The sequence below is a fragment of the Cupriavidus sp. L7L genome (assembly GCF_004353535.1).
GTDB classification, from domain to species: domain Bacteria; phylum Pseudomonadota; class Gammaproteobacteria; order Burkholderiales; family Burkholderiaceae; genus Cupriavidus; species Cupriavidus oxalaticus_A.
Genome location: NZ_SMNY01000009.1, coordinates 784,601 through 801,485, shown reverse-complemented (window position 1 = coordinate 801,485; position 16,885 = coordinate 784,601). Strand labels below are relative to the sequence as shown.

Sequence of the window (16,885 nt, the reverse complement as noted above, 5' to 3'; positions counted from 1 at the left end):
TTACTTGCCCCCCTTGGCGGCTTCAGCCTTCAGCTCGTCGACAAGCGCGTCGAGCTTGTTGTCGCTCATGAAGCTGCACATGCGGGTGTTGTTGACGATCATCACCGGCGCGTCGCCGCAAGCGCCCATGCACTCGCCCTCTTTCAGGGTGAAGCAGCCGTCAGCGGTGGTCTCGTTGTAGTCGATCCCGAGCTTGCGCTTCAGGTACTCGCCAGCCCGCTCGCCACCCGACAGGGCGCACGGCAGGTTGGTGCAGACGGCGAGCTTGAATTTGCCCACCGGCTTGGTGTCGTACATGTTGTAGAAGGTCGCCACCTCCTCCACCCACACGGGCGGCATCTCGAGGTAGTTGGCGACGAACTGCATGACTTCGGGGGAAACCCAGCCCACCTCGCCCTGTGCCACGGCAAGCGCCGCCATCACGGCCGACTGCTTCTGGTCGGCCGGATACTTCGCGATCGCGCGATCGATTTCCTTGAGAGCTTCTGCTGATAGCATGGTCATTGCAGTAAAACGGCGGAGGCAGCGCCACTGGGCGTCCATCCGCAGGTTTGCAGCCGTCGCTGCCGTTCCGCCGGCGGGCCTTAGGCCTTGCCGGTCCGCCGCGGGTCTTCCGGGCCGCTCCGCTCGGCGGAGCACCTCGGAAAGCGCCCGGATCGTCGTCCGGGCCGGCGGTCCGTGATTAGCGGTCGATCTCGCCGAAGACGATGTCTTGCGTGCCGATGATCGTTACCGCGTCAGCAATCATGTGTCCCTTGGCCATTTCGTCCAGCGCGGCCAGGTGCGGGAAGCCAGGCGCACGGATCTTCAGGCGGTACGGCTTGTTCGCGCCGTCCGAGATCGCGTAGATGCCGAACTCGCCCTTCGGGTGCTCCACCGCTGCATACGCTTCGCCTTCGGGCACGTGGATGCCTTCGGTGAACAGCTTGAAGTGGTGGATCAGTTCTTCCATGTTGGACTTCATGTCCACGCGCGAGGGCGGCGCCACCTTGTGGTTATCGGTGATCACCGGGCCCGGGTTGCGGCGCAGCCATTCGATGCACTGCCTGACGATGCGGTTGGACTGGCGCATCTCTTCCACGCGCACCAGGTAGCGCGCGTAGCAGTCGCCGCCCACGCCCACCGGCACGTCGAAGTCCACCTTGTCGTACACCTCGTACGGCTGCTTCTTGCGCAGGTCCCACTCGATGCCCGAGCCGCGCAGCATCGGGCCGGTAAAGCCCATCTGCATCGCACGTTCCGGGCTGACCACGCCGATGTTGACCAGGCGCTGCTTCCAGATCCGGTTGTCGGTCAGCAGCGTCTCGTACTCGTCGACGTACTTCGGGAAGCGGTTGGTGAAGTCCTCGATGAAGTCCAGCAGCGAGCCCGAACGCGCTTCGTTCATCGCCTTGATGGCGCGCTCATTGTGGATCTTCGAGGCACGATATTGCGGCATCGTGTCAGGCAGGTCGCGGTAGACGCCGCCCGGACGATAGTAGGCCGCGTGCATGCGCGCGCCCGACACCGCCTCGTACATGTCGAACAGGTCTTCGCGCTCGCGGAAGGCGTACAGGAACACCGCCATCGCGCCAACGTCGAGAGCGTGCGCACCGATCCACATCAGGTGGTTCATGATGCGGGTGATCTCGTCGAACATCACGCGGATGTACTGCGCGCGGACCGGCACTTCCAGGCCCAGCAGGCGCTCGATCGCCATCACGTAGGCATGCTCGTTGGACATCATCGACACGTAGTCGAGACGGTCCATGTAGGGCACGCTCTGGATCCAGGACTTCTGTTCGGCCAGCTTCTCGGTGGCACGGTGCAGCAGGCCGATGTGCGGGTCGGCGCGCTGGATGACTTCGCCATCCAGCTCCAGCACCAGGCGCAGCACGCCGTGTGCGGCCGGGTGCTGCGGGCCGAAGTTCAGGGTGTAATTCTTGATGTCTGCCATGGCGCGTTCTCAGTGCTCCAAACCGCCGTACTTGTCCTCGCGGATCACGCGCGGCGTGATTTCGCGCGGCTCGATCGTGACCGGCTGGTAGATGACCCGCTTCTGTTCGGGGTCGTAGCGCATTTCGACAAAGCCGGAGACCGGGAAATCCTTGCGGAACGGGTGGCCGACGAAACCGTAGTCGGTCAGGATGCGGCGCAGGTCCGGGTGGCCGTCGAACACGATGCCGTAGAAATCGAAGGCTTCGCGTTCGAACCAGTTCACCGAGTTCCACACGTCGATCAGGCTGGCCACCACCGGGAAATCGTCATCCGGGGCGAACACGCGCAGGCGCAGGCGCCAGTTGTGGGTGATCGACAGCAGGTGCGAGACGGCGGCAAAGCGCGGGCCGTCCCAGGCGCCGTCGCCGAAGTCGGAATAATCCACGCCGCACAGGTCGATCAGCTGCTCGAAGCGCAGCGAGGGATCGTCGCGCAGGATGCGGGCGGCTTCCAGGTAGTCGTCGGCCTTGACGATCAGCGTCAGTTCGCCGGTCGCCTCGATCAGTTTCTGCACGCGCTTGCCGAGAGCCTTCTCGAGCGCGGCCTTCAGGATGTCGAGCTTCGCCATTTCAGCCCTTGCGCGCGATGGTGTTGGTACGCTTGATCTTGTTCTGCAGCTGGATCACGCCGTAGATCAGCGCCTCGGCCGTCGGCGGGCAGCCCGGCACGTAGATATCCACCGGCACGATCCGGTCGCAGCCACGCACCACCGAGTACGAATAGTGGTAGTAGCCGCCGCCGTTGGCGCACGAGCCCATCGAGATCACCCAGCGCGGTTCCGCCATCTGGTCGTAGACCTTGCGCAGCGCGGGGGCCATCTTGTTGCACAGCGTGCCGGCCACGATCATCACGTCCGACTGGCGCGGCGACGGGCGGAACACCACGCCGAAGCGGTCCAGGTCATAGCGCGCCGCGCCGGCATGCATCATTTCCACGGCACAGCAGGCCAGGCCGAAGGTCATCGGCCACAGCGACCCGGTGCGGGTCCAATTGATCAGCTTGTCAGCGGTAGTCGTGACAAAGCCTTCGTTGAGAACGCCTTCGATTGCCATTTCACATCACTCCCAATCGAGCGCGCCCTTTTTCCAGATGTAGACGAAGCCCACGATGAATTCCAGCAGAAACACGCCCATGGCGATGAAACCCGGCCAGCCGATATCCCTCAGGGCAACACCCCAGGGAAACAGGAAGGCGGTTTCGAGATCGAACAGGATAAAAAGGATGGCGATGAGGTAGTAGCGCACGTCGAACTTCATGCGCGCATCCTCGAATGCTTCGAAGCCGCACTCGTACGGCGACAGCTTCGCGGGATCGGGCTTGTTCGGACCGAGGATCCGACCAATCGACATCAGTGCCACGCCGAGCACGACACCGAAGATGATGAAGATGAGAACGGGGAAGTAGGCTTCGAGATTCAAGGTACGGCCAGCCTTATCTGGAATGTTGTCAACAGCACCAGCTGAAGCGGCGTCCTGTTGCCCACCCCAGGCGCTAAGCCACGAGAATCATGGCGCGCCGCCTTGCGGACTGCCGGAGTCCCACGCTCGGGTGCATTGCCCGGCCAGGGACTCCGATCAAGTTGTTTGGTGCCGACGGCGAGACTCGAACTCGCACAGCTTTCGCCACTACCCCCTCAAGATAGCGTGTCTACCAATTTCACCACGTCGGCTGGGGGAGAAACAATATTGCCTGGCGCCGGGTTTTCAGGCCCTTCAGGACTCTCGCTGGGGCGTTTGCCTTCGCTTAAGCCCCATCGCTGGGGAATCGTTTCAAGCCTTGCATTCTAACCTAAATTTCTTGCTTTGTTCAACGCACAACTGCAAAAAAACTCAGGAATCCGCCGCAAGGCAATCGGATTATTTCGGTACAGCGGGACCTGCGGGCGCCGAAGCGTCAGCAGCGGCGGCCGGGGCAGCGGCCGGGGCCGATGCGCCTGCCGTGGCCGGTGCCGAGGCCGGGGCGGCACCCATCACGCCCAGCGACGCAGCGGGCTTGTAGTTGCCCAGCAGCGTCAGCGCCAGCGTGCACACGAAGAACAGCGTGGCCAGCACGGCGGTGGTGCGCGACAGGAAGTTTGCCGAGCCGGTGGCACCGAACAGGCTGCCCGAGGCGCCCGAGCCGAATGCCGCGCCCACATCGGCGCCCTTGCCATGCTGGATCAGCACCAGGCCAATCACGCCCAGGGCCGACAGCACCTGCAACACCACCAACAAAGTCTTGAAGATTGCCATTTGATTTAAATAAGCGTTACTTGCCTGGTTACTTCCTGATCGAAACGAACCGAACGATCGGAACGGCCGGCATTCAGGCGTTGCCGATCGCGAGAAAATCTTCCGACTTCAGCGAGGCGCCGCCAATCAGCCCCCCGTCGATATCGGCCATGGAAAACAGTTCGGCCGCATTGTCGGGCTTGACGCTGCCGCCGTACAGGATGGCCATGCGCTGCGCCACGCCGGCGTCGCGCGCCGCAACCTTGGCGCGCAGGAAAGCGTGCACGGCCTGCGCCTGCGCGCTGGTCGCGGTCTTGCCGGTACCGATCGCCCAGACCGGCTCGTAGGCCAGCACCACGCGGCTCAGCTGCTCCGCCGACAGCGCGTCCAGCACTGCCTGCAGCTGGCGGCCGACGACGGCCTCGGTCTGATCGGCCTCGCGCTCGGCCAGCGTTTCGCCGACACAGACCACGGGGACGATACCGAATTCCAGCGCGCGCAGCGCCTTGGCAGCCACGACCTGGTCGGTTTCGCCATGGTAGGTGCGGCGCTCCGAGTGGCCGACCAGGGCATAAGTGCAGCCGAACTCACCCAACATCGAGGCAGCAACCTCACCGGTGAAAGCGCCACGCGCTTCGGCCGAGACATCCTGTGCACCCCAGGACACTTGCGAGCCGTTCAGCAGCGCCTGGCATTGTGCAAGATAGGGGAACGGTGCGCACACCGCCAGCGACGCACGCGCCACGCCGCCCTTGATCCCCTCCAGCAGCGCCGCGTTCGCAGCCAGGCTGCCATGCATCTTCCAATTGCCGATGACGAGCTTTTGTCTCACGAGGTGCCCCTCCAAAATCAAACCCGCTATTGTAGCGTGTGGCAGGGGCGGGGGCTACCGCCGCCCGACAACGGCGGGCGGCGGCATTTTGTTGCGTGACTTCGGCGCCGTCAGGCGGCGCACGGCATCACCAGGTCAGCACGATCTTGCCGATATGCTCGCTCGACTCCATCAGGCGGTGCGCGTCGGCGGCCTGCGCGGCCGGAAAGACCTGGTGGATCACCGGCTTGATCTTGCCGCCGGCCAGCAGCGGCCACACCTGCTCGTGCAGCGCCGCGGCGATCTTGCCCTTGAACGAGGCCGGCCGCGGACGCAGCGTCGAGCCGGTCACGGTGATGCGGCGGCGCAGGATATCGCCGAGCGGGATCTCGGCCTTGGCGCCGCCCAGCAGCGCAATGATGACGATGCGGCCATCGTCGGCGATGCACTTGAGCTCGCGCGCCAGGTACGGGCCGGCAACCATGTCGAGGATCACGTCGACGCCCTTGCCGCCGGTCAGCGCGGCCACCTCGGCAACGAAGTCCTGGGTCTTGTAGTTGATCGCGCGATCGGCGCCCAGGTCCTCGCAGGCCTTGCATTTTTCATCGGTGCCGGCGGTGACGAATACCTTGAAGCCCAGCGCCTTGGCGATCTGGATCGCGGTGGTGCCGATGCCGCTGGAGCCGCCCTGGATCAGCAGCGTTTCATCCTTGCCACGCGGGCCCTGGCCCAGGTAACCGCGGTCGAACACATTGCTCCACACCGTAAAGAAGGTTTCCGGCAGCGCGGCGGCTTCGATATCGCTCAGGCCATCGGGCGCCGGCAATACCTGCGCCAGCGGCGCGGTGCACAACTGCGCGTAGCCGCCGCCCTGCACCAGCGCGCAGACGCGGTCACCCACCTTGAGGCCGAAGCGGTTGTCGGCATGCGACAGGTCGCCACCGACCACCACGCCCGCCACTTCCAGGCCAGGCAGGTCCGACGCGCCCGGCGGCACCGGATAGTTGCCGGTGCGCTGGAATACGTCCGGGCGGTTCACGCCGGCGGCGGCCACGCGGATCAGCACCTCGCCCGCGGCGGGCACCGGATCGGGCCGCTCGGTCAGCTGGAGGACTTCGGGGGCGCCGTATTCGCGGATCTCGATGGCTTGCATGCTTCTTTGCTCCTTGTCTTTGCTCGGTGTGAGCGTTGGCTCGATGGGGGCTCGATGGGTTGCCGCAGTGTAAACAAAAAAACGGCCGGGCATCGCCCGGCCGTTTTTCCGCGGCACCGCCTTGCGGCGGCACCTGTGGGACATTACTGCCCCGCTTACTGCTGCTGCTCCGAGCCGCCGGCCGGTGCTGCCGGGGCAGCGCCTTCGCCAGCGTTGATCGGGCTGATGCTGCCGCCCTCTTCGGCCAGCGCGGCCTTCAGCGACAGGCGCAGGCGGCCCTTCTCGTCGGCCTGGATCAGCTTGACGCGGACCTGCTGGCCTTCCTTCAGCCAGTCCTTGATGTCCTTCACACGCTCGTTGACGATTTCCGAGATGTGCAGCAGGCCATCCTTGCCCGGCAGGATGTTGACGATGGCGCCGAAGTCCAGCAGCTTCAGCACGGTGCCGTTGTAGATCTTGCCCACTTCGGCTTCCGCGGTGATGCCCTCGATGCGGCGCTTGGCTTCGGCCATGCCTTCGGTCGAGGTCGAGGCGATGGTGATGGTGCCGTCTTCCTGGATGTCAATGGTGGTGCCGGTTTCCTTGGTCAGCGCCTGGATGGTCGAGCCGCCCTTGCCGATCACTTCGCGGATCTTGTCCGGATGGATCTTCATGGTGATCATGCGCGGTGCGTGCTCCGACAGCTCGGTGCGGGCGTGGCCCATGGCTTGCTGCATGTTCGACAGGATGTGCAGGCGGCCTTCCTTGGCCTGCGCCAGCGCGACCTGCATGATCTCCTTGGTGATGCCCTGGACCTTGATGTCCATCTGCAGCGCGGTGATACCGTTGTCGGTACCCGCCACCTTGAAGTCCATGTCGCCCAGGTGATCTTCATCGCCCAGGATGTCGGTCAGCACGGCGAACTTGTTGCCTTCCAGGATCAGGCCCATGGCCACGCCGGCCACGTGCGCCTTGACCGGAACGCCGGCATCCATCAGCGCCAGGCAGCCGCCGCAGACCGAAGCCATCGACGACGAACCGTTGGATTCGGTGATTTCCGAAACCAGGCGGATGGTGTACGCGAACTCATCGTCCTTCGGCAGCACCGGGATCAGTGCGCGCTTGGCCAGGCGGCCATGGCCGATTTCGCGGCGCTTCGGGCTGCCCACGCGGCCGGTTTCACCGGTGGCGAACGGGGGCATGTTGTAGTGGAGCATGAAGCGGTCGCGGTATTCGCCGGCCAGCGCGTCGATGATCTGCTCGTCGCTCTTGGTGCCCAGCGTGGCCACCACCAGCGCCTGCGTCTCGCCGCGGGTAAACAGCGCCGAGCCGTGCGCGCGCGGCAGCACCGACGAACGGATCTCGATCGGGCGCACGGTGCGGGTGTCGCGGCCGTCGATGCGCGGCTCGCCGTTCAGGATCTGGCCGCGGACGATCTTGGCTTCCAGGTCGAACATGATGTTGCCGACTTCCACCTTGTCGGCTTCCACGCCGGCTTCGGCCAGTGCGGCGGCCACGTTGGCCGTCACTTCCTTCAGCTTCTGGCTGCGGGCCGACTTCTGGCGCAGCTGGTAGGCTTCCTGCAGCAGCGGCAGCGCGACTTCGGTGACCTTGGCGATCAGCGGCTCGTTCTTGGCGGCCGCGGTCCAGTCCCACTCGGGCTTGCCGCCTTCGCGCACCAGTTCATGGATGGCGTTGATGGCGGTCTGCATCTGCTCGTGGCCATAGACCACGGCGCCCAGCATCACGTCTTCCGACAGCTGGTTGGCTTCCGATTCGACCATCAGCACGGCGCGCTCGGTGCCGGCGACCACCAGGTCCAGGTCCGAGGTGGCGATCTGCGAGCGGGTCGGGTTCAGCAGGTACTGGCCGTCCTTGTAGCCCACGCGCGCGGCGCCCACCGGGCCGCTGAACGGGATGCCCGACACGGCCAGCGCGGCCGACGCGCCGATCAGCGCGGGGATGTCGGCCGGCACTTCCGGGTTCAGCGACACCACGTGCACCACCACCTGCACTTCGTTGTAGAAGCCTTCCGGGAACAGCGGACGCAGCGGACGATCGATCAGGCGCGAGGTCAGGGTCTCGTTCTCCGACGGACGGCCTTCACGCTTGAAGAAGCCGCCGGGGATCTTGCCGGCCGCGTAGGTCTTCTCGATGTAGTCGACGGTCAGCGGGAAGAAATCCTGGCCCGGCTTCGGGTTCTTGGCGGCGACCACGGTCGCCAGCACCACGGTGTCTTCCACATCGACCAGCACGGCACCGCCGGCCTGGCGGGCGATTTCGCCGGTTTCCATGCGGACCTTGTGCTGGCCCCACTGGAATTCCTTGACGACCTTGTTGAACATGGACATGTGCATTCCTTGTCTTGCGTGCACGCCGCGATCACTGCTTGCGATCGTTGCGCAGCGTGCCACGCCTGCGTTCTCAGCCGCAGGCTAACTGCCGGAGACAGCTGCAGTCGCAGGGAAGTGCTATGCCATTCCAGCGCGGCACTGTTGCCGATGCCGCGCTGGAATGACACAAAGCCCCGTTTCCTTGGCCGGTCCGGATACTAAAACCAGAAAAAAGAACAACTTACTCCGTTGCGCGCCTTGCCGCAACGGGGTCCGGCGAATCGAAATCCTCGCCGGAAGCAGTGAAGCGAAAATCACTCCAACCACCTGCAGCATTCCCGGCCGGCGCGGAATCGCCCGGCCAGAAAAGCAAAATGCCTGCCCCAGCAATGCTGAAGCAGGCATCCAGGCCTCACGCGAAACCGTGCAAACCCAGGAATCGCGCTGCCATCGTACGCAACCTCTTGCGCAAGCTTACTTGCGCAGGCCCAGCTTTTCGATCAGGGCGCGGTAGCGGTCGGCGTCGTTGGACTTGAGGTAGTCCAGCAGGCGGCGGCGGCGGCTCACCATGCGCAGCAGGCCGCGGCGGCTGTGGTGATCCTTCATGTTGGCCTTGAAGTGCGGGGTCAGTTCGTTGATGCGGGTGGTCAGCAGGGCCACTTGCACTTCGGGGCTGCCGGTGTCGTTGGCGCCACGGGCGAACTGCTTGATGACTTCGGACTTGTTGATATCGGCGACTGCCATGATGATTTCCTTTCACTTGCGACCGCCACAGCGCGGGATGCGCCGCATGCGTCGTGTCACGGATTTGCCGCCATCCGGCCAGGGGCCAGTCGACGACAGCCGCGCATTATAGCCGAAAAGGCGCGCGAGGAGAATCGCAACCGCGGAGCCTGCCGGGGCTCAAGGGCGCTCCATCCGGCACGTGGTCGGCAGCGTGGTCTGCGCCGCCTTCAGCTTGCGCACGGTGCGGAAGCCGTAGCCCGAGCCCTCGTTATCGAAACGCACCGCACCGCCCTGCTTGTCCATCACGGACACATAGAGCGGCTGCAGTACCTGGTGGTCCTCCGCGCGGACGGTGGCCTCATGGAAATCGTTGACGTAGCGCATGTTCTCCAGCGCCCGCGCCACCTTGACCGCATCGGTGGTGCCCGCTTTCTCGATGGCGCGCGCCAGCATTTCCACCATCATCTGCATGCGCAGATGTACGTAATCGTCCTTCGGCTCGGGGTAACGCGCGCGGAACTGCTGGTAAAACGCATCCGAGGCAGCGCCACCCACGTTCGGGTGCCATTCGGCCACGGCCAGCACGCGGCCGACGCCGGCATCGCCCATTGCCGCGGGCGCCCCCAGGCCGTTGCCGTAGAAGGTGTAGAACTTGGCCTGCAGCCCGCCCTCGCGCGCGGCCTTGACCATCAGGGTCAGGTCATTGCCCCAGTTGCCGGTGATGACCGCGTCCGCGCCGCTTGCCTTGATCTTGGCGATATAGGGGGCAAAATCCTTGATCTTGCCGATCGGATGGAATTCGTCGCCGACTATCTGGATGTCCGGTCGGCGCGCGGCCAGCATCTCGCGCGCCGAACGCGCCACCTGGTGGCCGAAGCTGTAGTCCTGGTCGATCAGGTAGACCTTGCGCACGGACTGGTCCTGCCGGATCACCTCGGTCAGCGCCTGCATGCGCATGTCGGCGCTGGCGTCGAAACGGAAATGCCAGAAGCTGCAGTTCTCGTTGGTCAGGCTGGGATCGACCGCCGAATAGTTCAGGAACAGCACGCGCGCATCGGGCTGGCGCGCATTGTGGCGGTTGATGGCAGAAACCAGTGCGCCCGCCACGGCCGAGCTGTTGCCCTGCAGGACGAAGGGAATGCGCCGGTCGGTCAGCGCGCGCAACTGGATCAGGCTTTCGTCGACATTGCCCTTGCTGTCGAATGTCACCAGCTCGAAGAGCCGCGCGCCCTCGGCGGTCTTGACGCCGCCGCGGGCATTGACGCGCTCGATCGCCAGGCGCAGGTTGCGCGCCACCGCCTCGCCCGCGTTGGCGAACGGACCGGAAAGGCCGTCGATCATCCCCAGCCGGATCGGCTCCTGCGCGGACGCGCCTGCCGGCACAACCGCCGCCACTGCCAACAACAAGCCACCCAGCCAACCTAGCAACCGCGCCACACCCTGCATAGTCTCTCCCGGAAAGCGGTGGATGGTACGGCAGCACGCCGGTAGTGCGCAAATCACGGCCGCCTCCACTGCATCTGCCGCGATTCGCGTCGAATGCCGTCGTATTCGGCGAAGTAGCGGAGGAAAGCAGCGCCAGGACCACACAAGGCAGGCGGAGAACTACACTTTCGATATCACCCAGGCATTGACCGAGGCCGTCATGAACCCTGCAATCGCCGGCGGCGCCCGCCGGTTCTTACTGGCGCTTGCTGCCGCCCTGCTCTGCGCCTGCTCCACGCTGATGCCGGTCCAGGAAGGCACCAAGCTTGTCGGCCAGCCCAAGGCGGCGGTCCAGGCCATGTTCGGGCCGCCCACCGATATCTACAACCTGCCCGACGGGACCTCGCGCTGGATCTACTCCAAGCAGCCGCTGGGCCAGTACGCCTATGGCGCCGAGTTCGACCGCAACGGCAACCTCACCAGCTTCCGCAATATGCTGTCGACGCCGGAGCTGTACAAGGCGCAGGTCGGCACCTGGACCCGGGAGGATGTGGCGGAGCATTTCGGCGTGACGCGCCTGCCGGTCGAATATTTTCCGCGGATGCGCAATGAAGTCTGGTCCTACCGCTTCCGCCATGAAGACGTATGGCCATCGCTGTTCCACTTCTATTTCGACGATGCCGGCGTCCTGCGCCGGACCCAGATCACGCCCGACCCGCTCTACGACCCCGATGAAAGATTCCGCCGATGGTAGGGGCGATGGCAGGCGCACATGAAAAAGCCCGCCATCCCCGGGTCGGGAATGGCGGGCTTGGTCCGTACGCTCAGGCCGGGTAAGCCGTCCGCCGTCTTACGCAGAAGCCTTGGTCAGATCTGCGGATTGATCTTCTGCACGGCCTTGTCGTGCAGCTTGTTCAACGCGGCCAGGTAGGCCTTGGCCGAGGCGGCGACGATATCCGGGTCGGTCCCCACGCCGTTGACGATGCGGCCGGCCTTGGACAGGCGCACGGTCACTTCGCCCTGGGCCTCGGTGCCGCCGGTGATCGCATTCACCGAATACAGCACCATCTCGGCACCGCTGGCCACGCGCGACTCGATCGCATGCAGCGTGGCGTCGACCGGGCCGTTGCCCTCGCCTTCGCCGCTCTGCTCCTGGCCGTCCATGCTGAATACCACGCGTGCATGCGGGCGCTCACCGGTCTCGGAACGCTGCGACAGCGAGATGAAGCGGAAGTGCTCGTTCGCGTCATGCTGGGCCTCGTTAGAGACGATGGCCATGATGTCTTCATCGAAGATCTCGGCCTTCTGGTCGGCCAGCTCCTTGAAGCGGGTGAAGGCAGCATTGACTTCGCTCTCGCTGTCGAGCTCGATGCCGAGTTCCTGCAGACGCTGCTTGAAGGCATTGCGGCCCGACAGCTTGCCCAGCACGATCTTGTTGGCGGTCCAGCCCACGTCCTCCGCGCGCATGATCTCGTAGGTGTCGCGCGCCTTGAGCACGCCATCCTGGTGGATGCCCGAGGCGTGCGCGAAGGCGTTGGCGCCGACGACGGCCTTGTTCGGCTGCACCACGAAACCGGTGATCTGCGATACCAGCTTGGAGGCCGGCACGATCTGCGTGGTGTCCACGCCGACGTCCAGGTCGAAGTAGTCGCGGCGGGTCTTCACCGCCATCACCACCTCTTCCAGGCTGGTGTTGCCGGCGCGCTCGCCCAGGCCGTTGATGGTGCACTCGACCTGGCGCGCACCGCCCAGCTTGACCGCGGCGAGCGAGTTGGCCACTGCCATGCCCAGATCGTTATGGCAGTGCACCGACCAGATCGCCTTGTCCGAATTCGGGATGCGCTCGCGCACCGAGCGGATCAGCGCCGCGTAGCCCTCCGGCACGGCATAACCCACGGTGTCCGGCAGGTTGATGGTGGTCGCGCCCTCGGCGATCACGCCTTCGAGCACGCGGCACAGGAAGTCCATGTCCGAGCGGCTGCCGTCTTCCGGCGAGAACTCGATATCGTCGGTGAACTGGCGCGCAAAGCGCACTGCCAGGCGAGCCTGTTCGTACACCTGGTCCGGCGTCATGCGCAGCTTCTTCTCCATGTGCAGCGCGGACGTGGCGATAAAGGTGTGGATGCGGAACGAGTTGGCGGGCTTGAGCGCTTCGGCCGCGCGGGCGATGTCCTTGTCGTTGGCGCGGGCCAGCGAGCAGATGGTCGAATCCTTCACCACCTGGGCGATCGAGCGGATGGCTTCGAAGTCGCCGTTCGAGCTGGCCGCAAAGCCGGCCTCGATCACATCGACCTTCAGGCGTTCCAGCTGGCGCGCGATGCGGATCTTTTCCTCGCGGGTCATGGAAGCGCCGGGCGACTGCTCGCCGTCACGCAAGGTGGTGTCGAAAATGATGAGTTTGTCAGACATTTTGTGGAGCTCCTGAGTAGCTTCTGGTGTGCCGTCCCCGGCCTGCTGTGTCCGGGGCTTACCGCCTGTTCCGCGCTCCACGGCTGTGGAATGCAAAACGCCCCGGCGTGCACGAGCAGGCCGGGGCGTTGGTGTTCCTTACGGATTCCGCGCTAAGGGTAGCGTTGTCCTCAGCGCGCGCGCGTCCCGACCTGATGGCCTAGTAGGCCACCTAGGGTGGTGCGGGCGAGTAGGACTTGGCGCGAAATCATGGGAGCGACTATAGCCGGTTTGGCGCGCCCGTGCAATACAGGGTTTTGCCGCACGCGCCCGCGGATCTGTGCGCGCCTCGCCTCAACCCTTGGGCGGGATGCGCAGCTTCTGGCCGGGGTAAATCTTGTCCGGATGCGACAGCATCGGCTTGTTGGCCTCGAAGATCTTGTTGTACTCGGCACCGTTGCCATAGGCGGCCTGCGCGATCGCCCACAGCGTGTCGCCCTTGACCACGGTATGCCATTGCGACTCTGCCGACTCGACGTTCACCGACATCTTGTCCTCGACCTTGTCCACGCCCTCGACATTGCCGGCGCACAGGATGATCTTCTCGCGCGTGGCCTGGTCCGGCGCCACGCCGAACACCGTCACCAGACCCTGCGAGCCATCCACCTGCACCATCAGCCCGGTGGCATCGAGCCCCATCTTCCTGATGTACGCCTCGATCGCATCGCCCGCGGCACGGTTGGCGGCATCGACCTTCTCGGCCGACGCATCCGCCGCCGCGGCCTGCTGCGCCGCCTTGGCCTCGCCGGTGCCGAACAGCTTTTCCCCCGCTTCCTTGATGAAGTCGAACATGCCCATGACATCCTCCTGACGGTAAGTGGAAAACACTGCAGAGTGCCACGGCCAGCGGCCGCGGCGTAAAAACAATTGTGAAACCGGGAAAGCACGAAGGGCGCCTTAGCGCCCTTCCCCTGCCCACAACCATCAACCGTTGCCGCCGTTTCCGCCATTGCCGCTTTCGCGCGCCTTGCGGACCCCGCCCGGCTGCCCGTGCAGGGCACGCCAGCCCCACAGCACGTAACCCGAGATCGCGTAGGCGACGAACAGCCCGAACAGCGCCACCGGCGGATCGGTCGACACCACCACGAACAACACCAGGACCAGCACCATCATGCCGAACGGCACGCGGTAGCGGACATCCAGCGCCTTGCCGCTGTAGAACGGCGCATTGGACACCATCGACAGCCCAGCGTACAGCGTGATGCCGAACGCCACCCACGGCATCCACAGTTCCTTGACCGGCAGCTTGTTGTCGATCACCAGCCAGACAAAGCCGGCGACCAGTGCCGCGGCAGCCGGGCTGGGCAGGCCCTGGAAGAAGCGCTTGTCGACCACGCCGATATTGGCGTTGAAACGCGCCAGCCGCAGCGCCGCGCAGGTGCAGTAGACGAAGGCCGCGATCCAGCCCCACTTGCCGAGGTCATGCAGGATCCATTCGTACATCACCAGCGCCGGCGCGACGCCGAACGAGGTCATGTCCGACAGCGAGTCATACTGCTCGCCGAACGCGCTCTGCGTATTGGTGATGCGCGCCACGCGCCCGTCCATGCCGTCGAGCACCATGGCCGCGAAGATCGCGATGGCGGCCACGTCAAAGCGCATGTTCATCGCCTGCACGATGGCGAAGAAGCCGGCGAACAGCGCCGCGGTGGTGAACGCATTGGGCAGCAGGTAAATGCCGCGGCGGCGCGGCCGCTGGCGCTCATAAGCGATGTCGTGGTCGTCCGCGGCATCGTCGTCATAGTCCTCGGCACCGCGCAGCTGGTTATGGCGGAACGGGCGCAGATGCGTCACGTTGCCGCTGCTGCCCCGTTTGTTACGTCGATTGAAGGCAACCATCGCAGTCCTCCTGTGTTCCTGTCGTCCTGGTCAGGCCTTCGCTCACTTCACGTCGAGTTCGGCGAGGATCGTCGACGACGCCGACACCTTCTCGCCAATGGTCACGCGCGGACGCGCGTCGAGCGGCAGGTACACGTCCACGCGCGAGCCGAAGCGGATGAAGCCATAGCGCTGGCCGCGCGCGAGCTTGTCGCCGGCCTTGGTGTAGCAGAGGATACGGCGCGCCACCAGGCCGGCCACCTGCACCAGCGTGACCACCTGGCCATCGGTCGCGCGACGGATGACCACGGCATTGCGCTCGTTCTCGACCGAGGCCTTGTCGAGGTCGGCGTTGACGAACTTGCCCGGGAAATATTCGACCTTCTCGACCGCGCCGTCGACCGACACGCGGTTCGAGTGCACGTTGAAGACGTTCATGAAGACGCTGATCTTCAGCGCCTCGCGATTGGCGTACGGATCCATGGTTTTCTCGACCACGACGATGCGGCCGTCGGCCGGCGCCAGCACCGCGTTGGGCGCCGACGGGATCGGGCGCGGCGGATCGCGGAAGAACTGCAGCACGAACACCGTGATGATCCACAGCGGCAGCGCCCACCAGAAGCCCGCGCTGGCGTGCACCAGCAGCGAAATGACAAAGGCGCCGGCCAGGAACGGCCAGCCTTCACGGGCGATCAGCGGATGAGGATAGTTCATGCAGTACGTGTTTCGGTGGAGTCAAAATCAGGGCGAGGCGGTGCGGCAGCGGCGATATCCGCCGGGGCGGCGCTGGCCGGCTCATGTCGGTTACGTGCCACGGAGCAGCATCAGGCGCACGCCTTGCCCGAAAAGTTCGACAAGGATAACAAAAAGCCGTTCAGGTCCCGGCAGTCCCCTTCCGATGATAGAAGGGCAAGGCACGGAACGCTGAACGGCTTCGGCCCGCCGCCGTGCGGCGCGGGCCATCAGGCAGCGCTACAGATCAGTTCTTCGACTGGTCGACCATCTTGTTCTTGGCGATCCACGGCATCATCGCGCGCAGCTTCTCGCCCACCACTTCGATCTCGTGCTCGGCGTTCAGGCGGCGGCGCGAGATCAGGGTCGGGGCGCCGGCCTTGTTCTCCAGCAGGAAGCTCTTGGCGTATTCGCCGGTCTGAATGTCCTTCAGGCACTGCTTCATCGCCTTCTTGGTCTCCTCGGTCACCACGCGCGGGCCGGTGACGTACTCACCATATTCCGCGTTGTTGGAGATGGAGTAGTTCATGTTGGCGATGCCGCCTTCGTAGATGAGGTCGACGATCAGCTTCAGTTCGTGCAGGCACTCGAAGTAGGCCATTTCCGGCGCGTAGCCGGCTTCCACCAGGGTCTCGAAGCCAGCCTTGATCAGCTCGACGGTACCGCCGCACAGCACGGCCTGCTCGCCGAACAGGTCGGTTTCGGTTTCTTCGCGGAAGTTGGTCTCGATGATGCCGGCACGGCCGCCGCCATTGGCGGTGGCGTACGACAGGGCGATGTCACGGGCGGCGCCGGACTTGTTCTGGTGCACGGCGATCAGGTGCGGCACGCCGCCACCTTGCGTGTACGTGGCGCGCACGGTGTGGCCCGGGGCCTTCGGCGCGATCATGATCACGTCCAGGTCGGCGCGCGGGATCACGGCACCGTAGTGCACGTTGAAGCCGTGGGCGAAGGCCAGCGCGGCGCCTTCCTTGATGTTGTCGTGCACTTCGTTCTTGTACACGTCGGCGATCTGCTCGTCCGGCAGCAGGATCATGACCACGTCGGCGCCCTTGACGGCCTCGGCCACTTCCTTGACCTGCAGGCCGGCGTTGGCGGCCTTGTTCCACGACGCGCCGCTCTTGCGCAGGCCGACCGTCACGTTGACGCCCGAATCCTTGAGGTTCAGCGCGTGGGCGTGGCCCTGCGAGCCATAACCGATGATGGTGACGTTCTTGCCCTTGATCAGCGAGAGGTCGGCGTCCTTGTCGTAAAACACTTTCATGATAAATCC

17 protein-coding genes and 1 tRNA gene are annotated in these 16,885 nt (G+C 64.8%); 1 reads left to right on the top strand and 17 read right to left on the bottom strand.

The features are described from left to right. The 12 genes from nuoE to E1J61_RS11550 form a co-directional block, all read right to left on the bottom strand. Positions 1-498, bottom strand: coding sequence for an NADH-quinone oxidoreductase subunit NuoE (gene nuoE, locus E1J61_RS11605; protein ID WP_133094164.1), 498 nt, complete (start codon positions 496-498; stop codon positions 1-3). A 184-nt stretch (positions 499-682) separates the two neighbouring features. After that, on the bottom strand, positions 683-1,936 hold the full coding sequence (locus E1J61_RS11600) for an NADH-quinone oxidoreductase subunit D (protein WP_133094163.1): 1,254 nt from the start codon (positions 1,934-1,936) through the stop codon (positions 683-685). Between the two features lie 9 nt (positions 1,937-1,945). Continuing rightward, positions 1,946-2,545, bottom strand: coding sequence for an NADH-quinone oxidoreductase subunit C (locus E1J61_RS11595; protein WP_133094162.1), 600 nt, complete (start codon positions 2,543-2,545; stop codon positions 1,946-1,948). Position 2,546: 1 nt separating this feature from the next. Continuing rightward, positions 2,547-3,029 carry an NADH-quinone oxidoreductase subunit B family protein gene (locus E1J61_RS11590; RefSeq protein ID WP_011297145.1) on the bottom strand — a complete coding sequence of 161 codons (483 nt, stop codon included), beginning with the start codon at positions 3,027-3,029 and terminating at the stop codon, positions 2,547-2,549. A 6-nt stretch (positions 3,030-3,035) separates the two neighbouring features. Further along, positions 3,036-3,395 (bottom strand): NADH-quinone oxidoreductase subunit A, encoded by a 360-nt coding sequence (locus E1J61_RS11585; protein WP_010809131.1) that lies wholly within the window; start codon positions 3,393-3,395, stop codon positions 3,036-3,038. Between the two features lie 166 nt (positions 3,396-3,561). Next, a tRNA-Leu gene (locus tag E1J61_RS11580) sits at positions 3,562-3,646 on the bottom strand. 187 nt (positions 3,647-3,833) lie between these two features. Then, positions 3,834-4,208: a preprotein translocase subunit SecG gene (gene secG, locus E1J61_RS11575; protein ID WP_133094161.1), complete on the bottom strand. Its 375-nt coding sequence runs from the start codon at positions 4,206-4,208 to the stop codon at positions 3,834-3,836. A gap of 73 nt (positions 4,209-4,281) precedes the next feature. Next, positions 4,282-5,019, bottom strand: a complete 738-nt coding sequence (gene tpiA / locus E1J61_RS11570) for a triose-phosphate isomerase (protein ID WP_133094160.1) — start codon at positions 5,017-5,019, stop codon at positions 4,282-4,284. Positions 5,020-5,146: 127 nt separating this feature from the next. Further along, complete coding sequence (locus E1J61_RS11565; protein ID WP_133094159.1) at positions 5,147-6,151, bottom strand: NAD(P)H-quinone oxidoreductase; 1,005 nt, start codon at positions 6,149-6,151, stop codon at positions 5,147-5,149. A gap of 155 nt (positions 6,152-6,306) precedes the next feature. Further along, on the bottom strand, positions 6,307-8,481 hold the full coding sequence (pnp, locus tag E1J61_RS11560) for a polyribonucleotide nucleotidyltransferase (RefSeq protein WP_133094158.1): 2,175 nt from the start codon (positions 8,479-8,481) through the stop codon (positions 6,307-6,309). Between the two features lie 456 nt (positions 8,482-8,937). Next, positions 8,938-9,207: a 30S ribosomal protein S15 gene (gene rpsO, locus E1J61_RS11555; protein ID WP_010809136.1), complete on the bottom strand. Its 270-nt coding sequence runs from the start codon at positions 9,205-9,207 to the stop codon at positions 8,938-8,940. Positions 9,208-9,366: 159 nt separating this feature from the next. Continuing rightward, positions 9,367-10,635 (bottom strand): branched-chain amino acid ABC transporter substrate-binding protein, encoded by a 1,269-nt coding sequence (locus E1J61_RS11550; RefSeq protein ID WP_133094157.1) that lies wholly within the window; start codon positions 10,633-10,635, stop codon positions 9,367-9,369. A gap of 199 nt (positions 10,636-10,834) precedes the next feature. Here E1J61_RS11550 and E1J61_RS11545 point away from each other — a divergent pair, with 199 nt between their 5' ends. Further along, complete coding sequence (locus tag E1J61_RS11545; RefSeq protein ID WP_133094156.1) at positions 10,835-11,368, top strand: hypothetical protein; 534 nt, start codon at positions 10,835-10,837, stop codon at positions 11,366-11,368. A 113-nt stretch (positions 11,369-11,481) separates the two neighbouring features. Here E1J61_RS11545 and E1J61_RS11540 read toward each other — a convergent pair whose 3' ends face one another. The 5 genes from E1J61_RS11540 to ilvC form a co-directional block, all read right to left on the bottom strand. Then, positions 11,482-13,023 carry a 2-isopropylmalate synthase gene (locus E1J61_RS11540; RefSeq protein WP_063241466.1) on the bottom strand — a complete coding sequence of 514 codons (1,542 nt, stop codon included), beginning with the start codon at positions 13,021-13,023 and terminating at the stop codon, positions 11,482-11,484. A 333-nt stretch (positions 13,024-13,356) separates the two neighbouring features. Then, on the bottom strand, positions 13,357-13,860 hold the full coding sequence (gene lysM, locus E1J61_RS11535) for a peptidoglycan-binding protein LysM (RefSeq protein ID WP_133094155.1): 504 nt from the start codon (positions 13,858-13,860) through the stop codon (positions 13,357-13,359). A 126-nt stretch (positions 13,861-13,986) separates the two neighbouring features. Next, complete coding sequence (gene pssA, locus E1J61_RS11530) at positions 13,987-14,901, bottom strand: CDP-diacylglycerol--serine O-phosphatidyltransferase (protein ID WP_133094154.1); 915 nt, start codon at positions 14,899-14,901, stop codon at positions 13,987-13,989. A 42-nt stretch (positions 14,902-14,943) separates the two neighbouring features. Further along, positions 14,944-15,594, bottom strand: coding sequence for a phosphatidylserine decarboxylase (locus tag E1J61_RS11525; protein WP_133094153.1), 651 nt, complete (start codon positions 15,592-15,594; stop codon positions 14,944-14,946). A gap of 265 nt (positions 15,595-15,859) precedes the next feature. Then, positions 15,860-16,876 (bottom strand): ketol-acid reductoisomerase, encoded by a 1,017-nt coding sequence (gene ilvC, locus E1J61_RS11520; RefSeq protein ID WP_029044781.1) that lies wholly within the window; start codon positions 16,874-16,876, stop codon positions 15,860-15,862. Positions 16,877-16,885 lie beyond the last annotated feature (9 nt).

What these genes read in the sequence shown, in the direction of transcription:
- nuoE (WP_133094164.1), bottom strand. Translation starts at nt 498, where the DNA reads ATGCTATCAGCAGAAGCTCTCAAGGAAATCGATCGCGCGATCGCGAAG.
- E1J61_RS11600 (WP_133094163.1), bottom strand. Translation starts at nt 1,936, where the DNA reads ATGGCAGACATCAAGAATTACACCCTGAACTTCGGCCCGCAGCACCCG.
- E1J61_RS11595 (WP_133094162.1), bottom strand. Translation starts at nt 2,545, where the DNA reads ATGGCGAAGCTCGACATCCTGAAGGCCGCGCTCGAGAAGGCTCTCGGC.
- E1J61_RS11590 (WP_011297145.1), bottom strand. Translation starts at nt 3,029, where the DNA reads ATGGCAATCGAAGGCGTTCTCAACGAAGGCTTTGTCACGACTACCGCT.
- secG (WP_133094161.1), bottom strand. Translation starts at nt 4,208, where the DNA reads ATGGCAATCTTCAAGACTTTGTTGGTGGTGTTGCAGGTGCTGTCGGCC.
- E1J61_RS11565 (WP_133094159.1), bottom strand. Translation starts at nt 6,151, where the DNA reads ATGCAAGCCATCGAGATCCGCGAATACGGCGCCCCCGAAGTCCTCCAG.
- pnp (WP_133094158.1), bottom strand. Translation starts at nt 8,481, where the DNA reads ATGTCCATGTTCAACAAGGTCGTCAAGGAATTCCAGTGGGGCCAGCAC.
- rpsO (WP_010809136.1), bottom strand. Translation starts at nt 9,207, where the DNA reads ATGGCAGTCGCCGATATCAACAAGTCCGAAGTCATCAAGCAGTTCGCC.
- E1J61_RS11550 (WP_133094157.1), bottom strand. Translation starts at nt 10,635, where the DNA reads ATGCAGGGTGTGGCGCGGTTGCTAGGTTGGCTGGGTGGCTTGTTGTTG.
- E1J61_RS11545 (WP_133094156.1), top strand. Translation starts at nt 10,835, where the DNA reads ATGAACCCTGCAATCGCCGGCGGCGCCCGCCGGTTCTTACTGGCGCTT.
- E1J61_RS11540 (WP_063241466.1), bottom strand. Translation starts at nt 13,023, where the DNA reads ATGTCTGACAAACTCATCATTTTCGACACCACCTTGCGTGACGGCGAG.
- lysM (WP_133094155.1), bottom strand. Translation starts at nt 13,860, where the DNA reads ATGGGCATGTTCGACTTCATCAAGGAAGCGGGGGAAAAGCTGTTCGGC.
- pssA (WP_133094154.1), bottom strand. Translation starts at nt 14,901, where the DNA reads ATGGTTGCCTTCAATCGACGTAACAAACGGGGCAGCAGCGGCAACGTG.
- E1J61_RS11525 (WP_133094153.1), bottom strand. Translation starts at nt 15,594, where the DNA reads ATGAACTATCCTCATCCGCTGATCGCCCGTGAAGGCTGGCCGTTCCTG.
- ilvC (WP_029044781.1), bottom strand. Translation starts at nt 16,876, where the DNA reads ATGAAAGTGTTTTACGACAAGGACGCCGACCTCTCGCTGATCAAGGGC.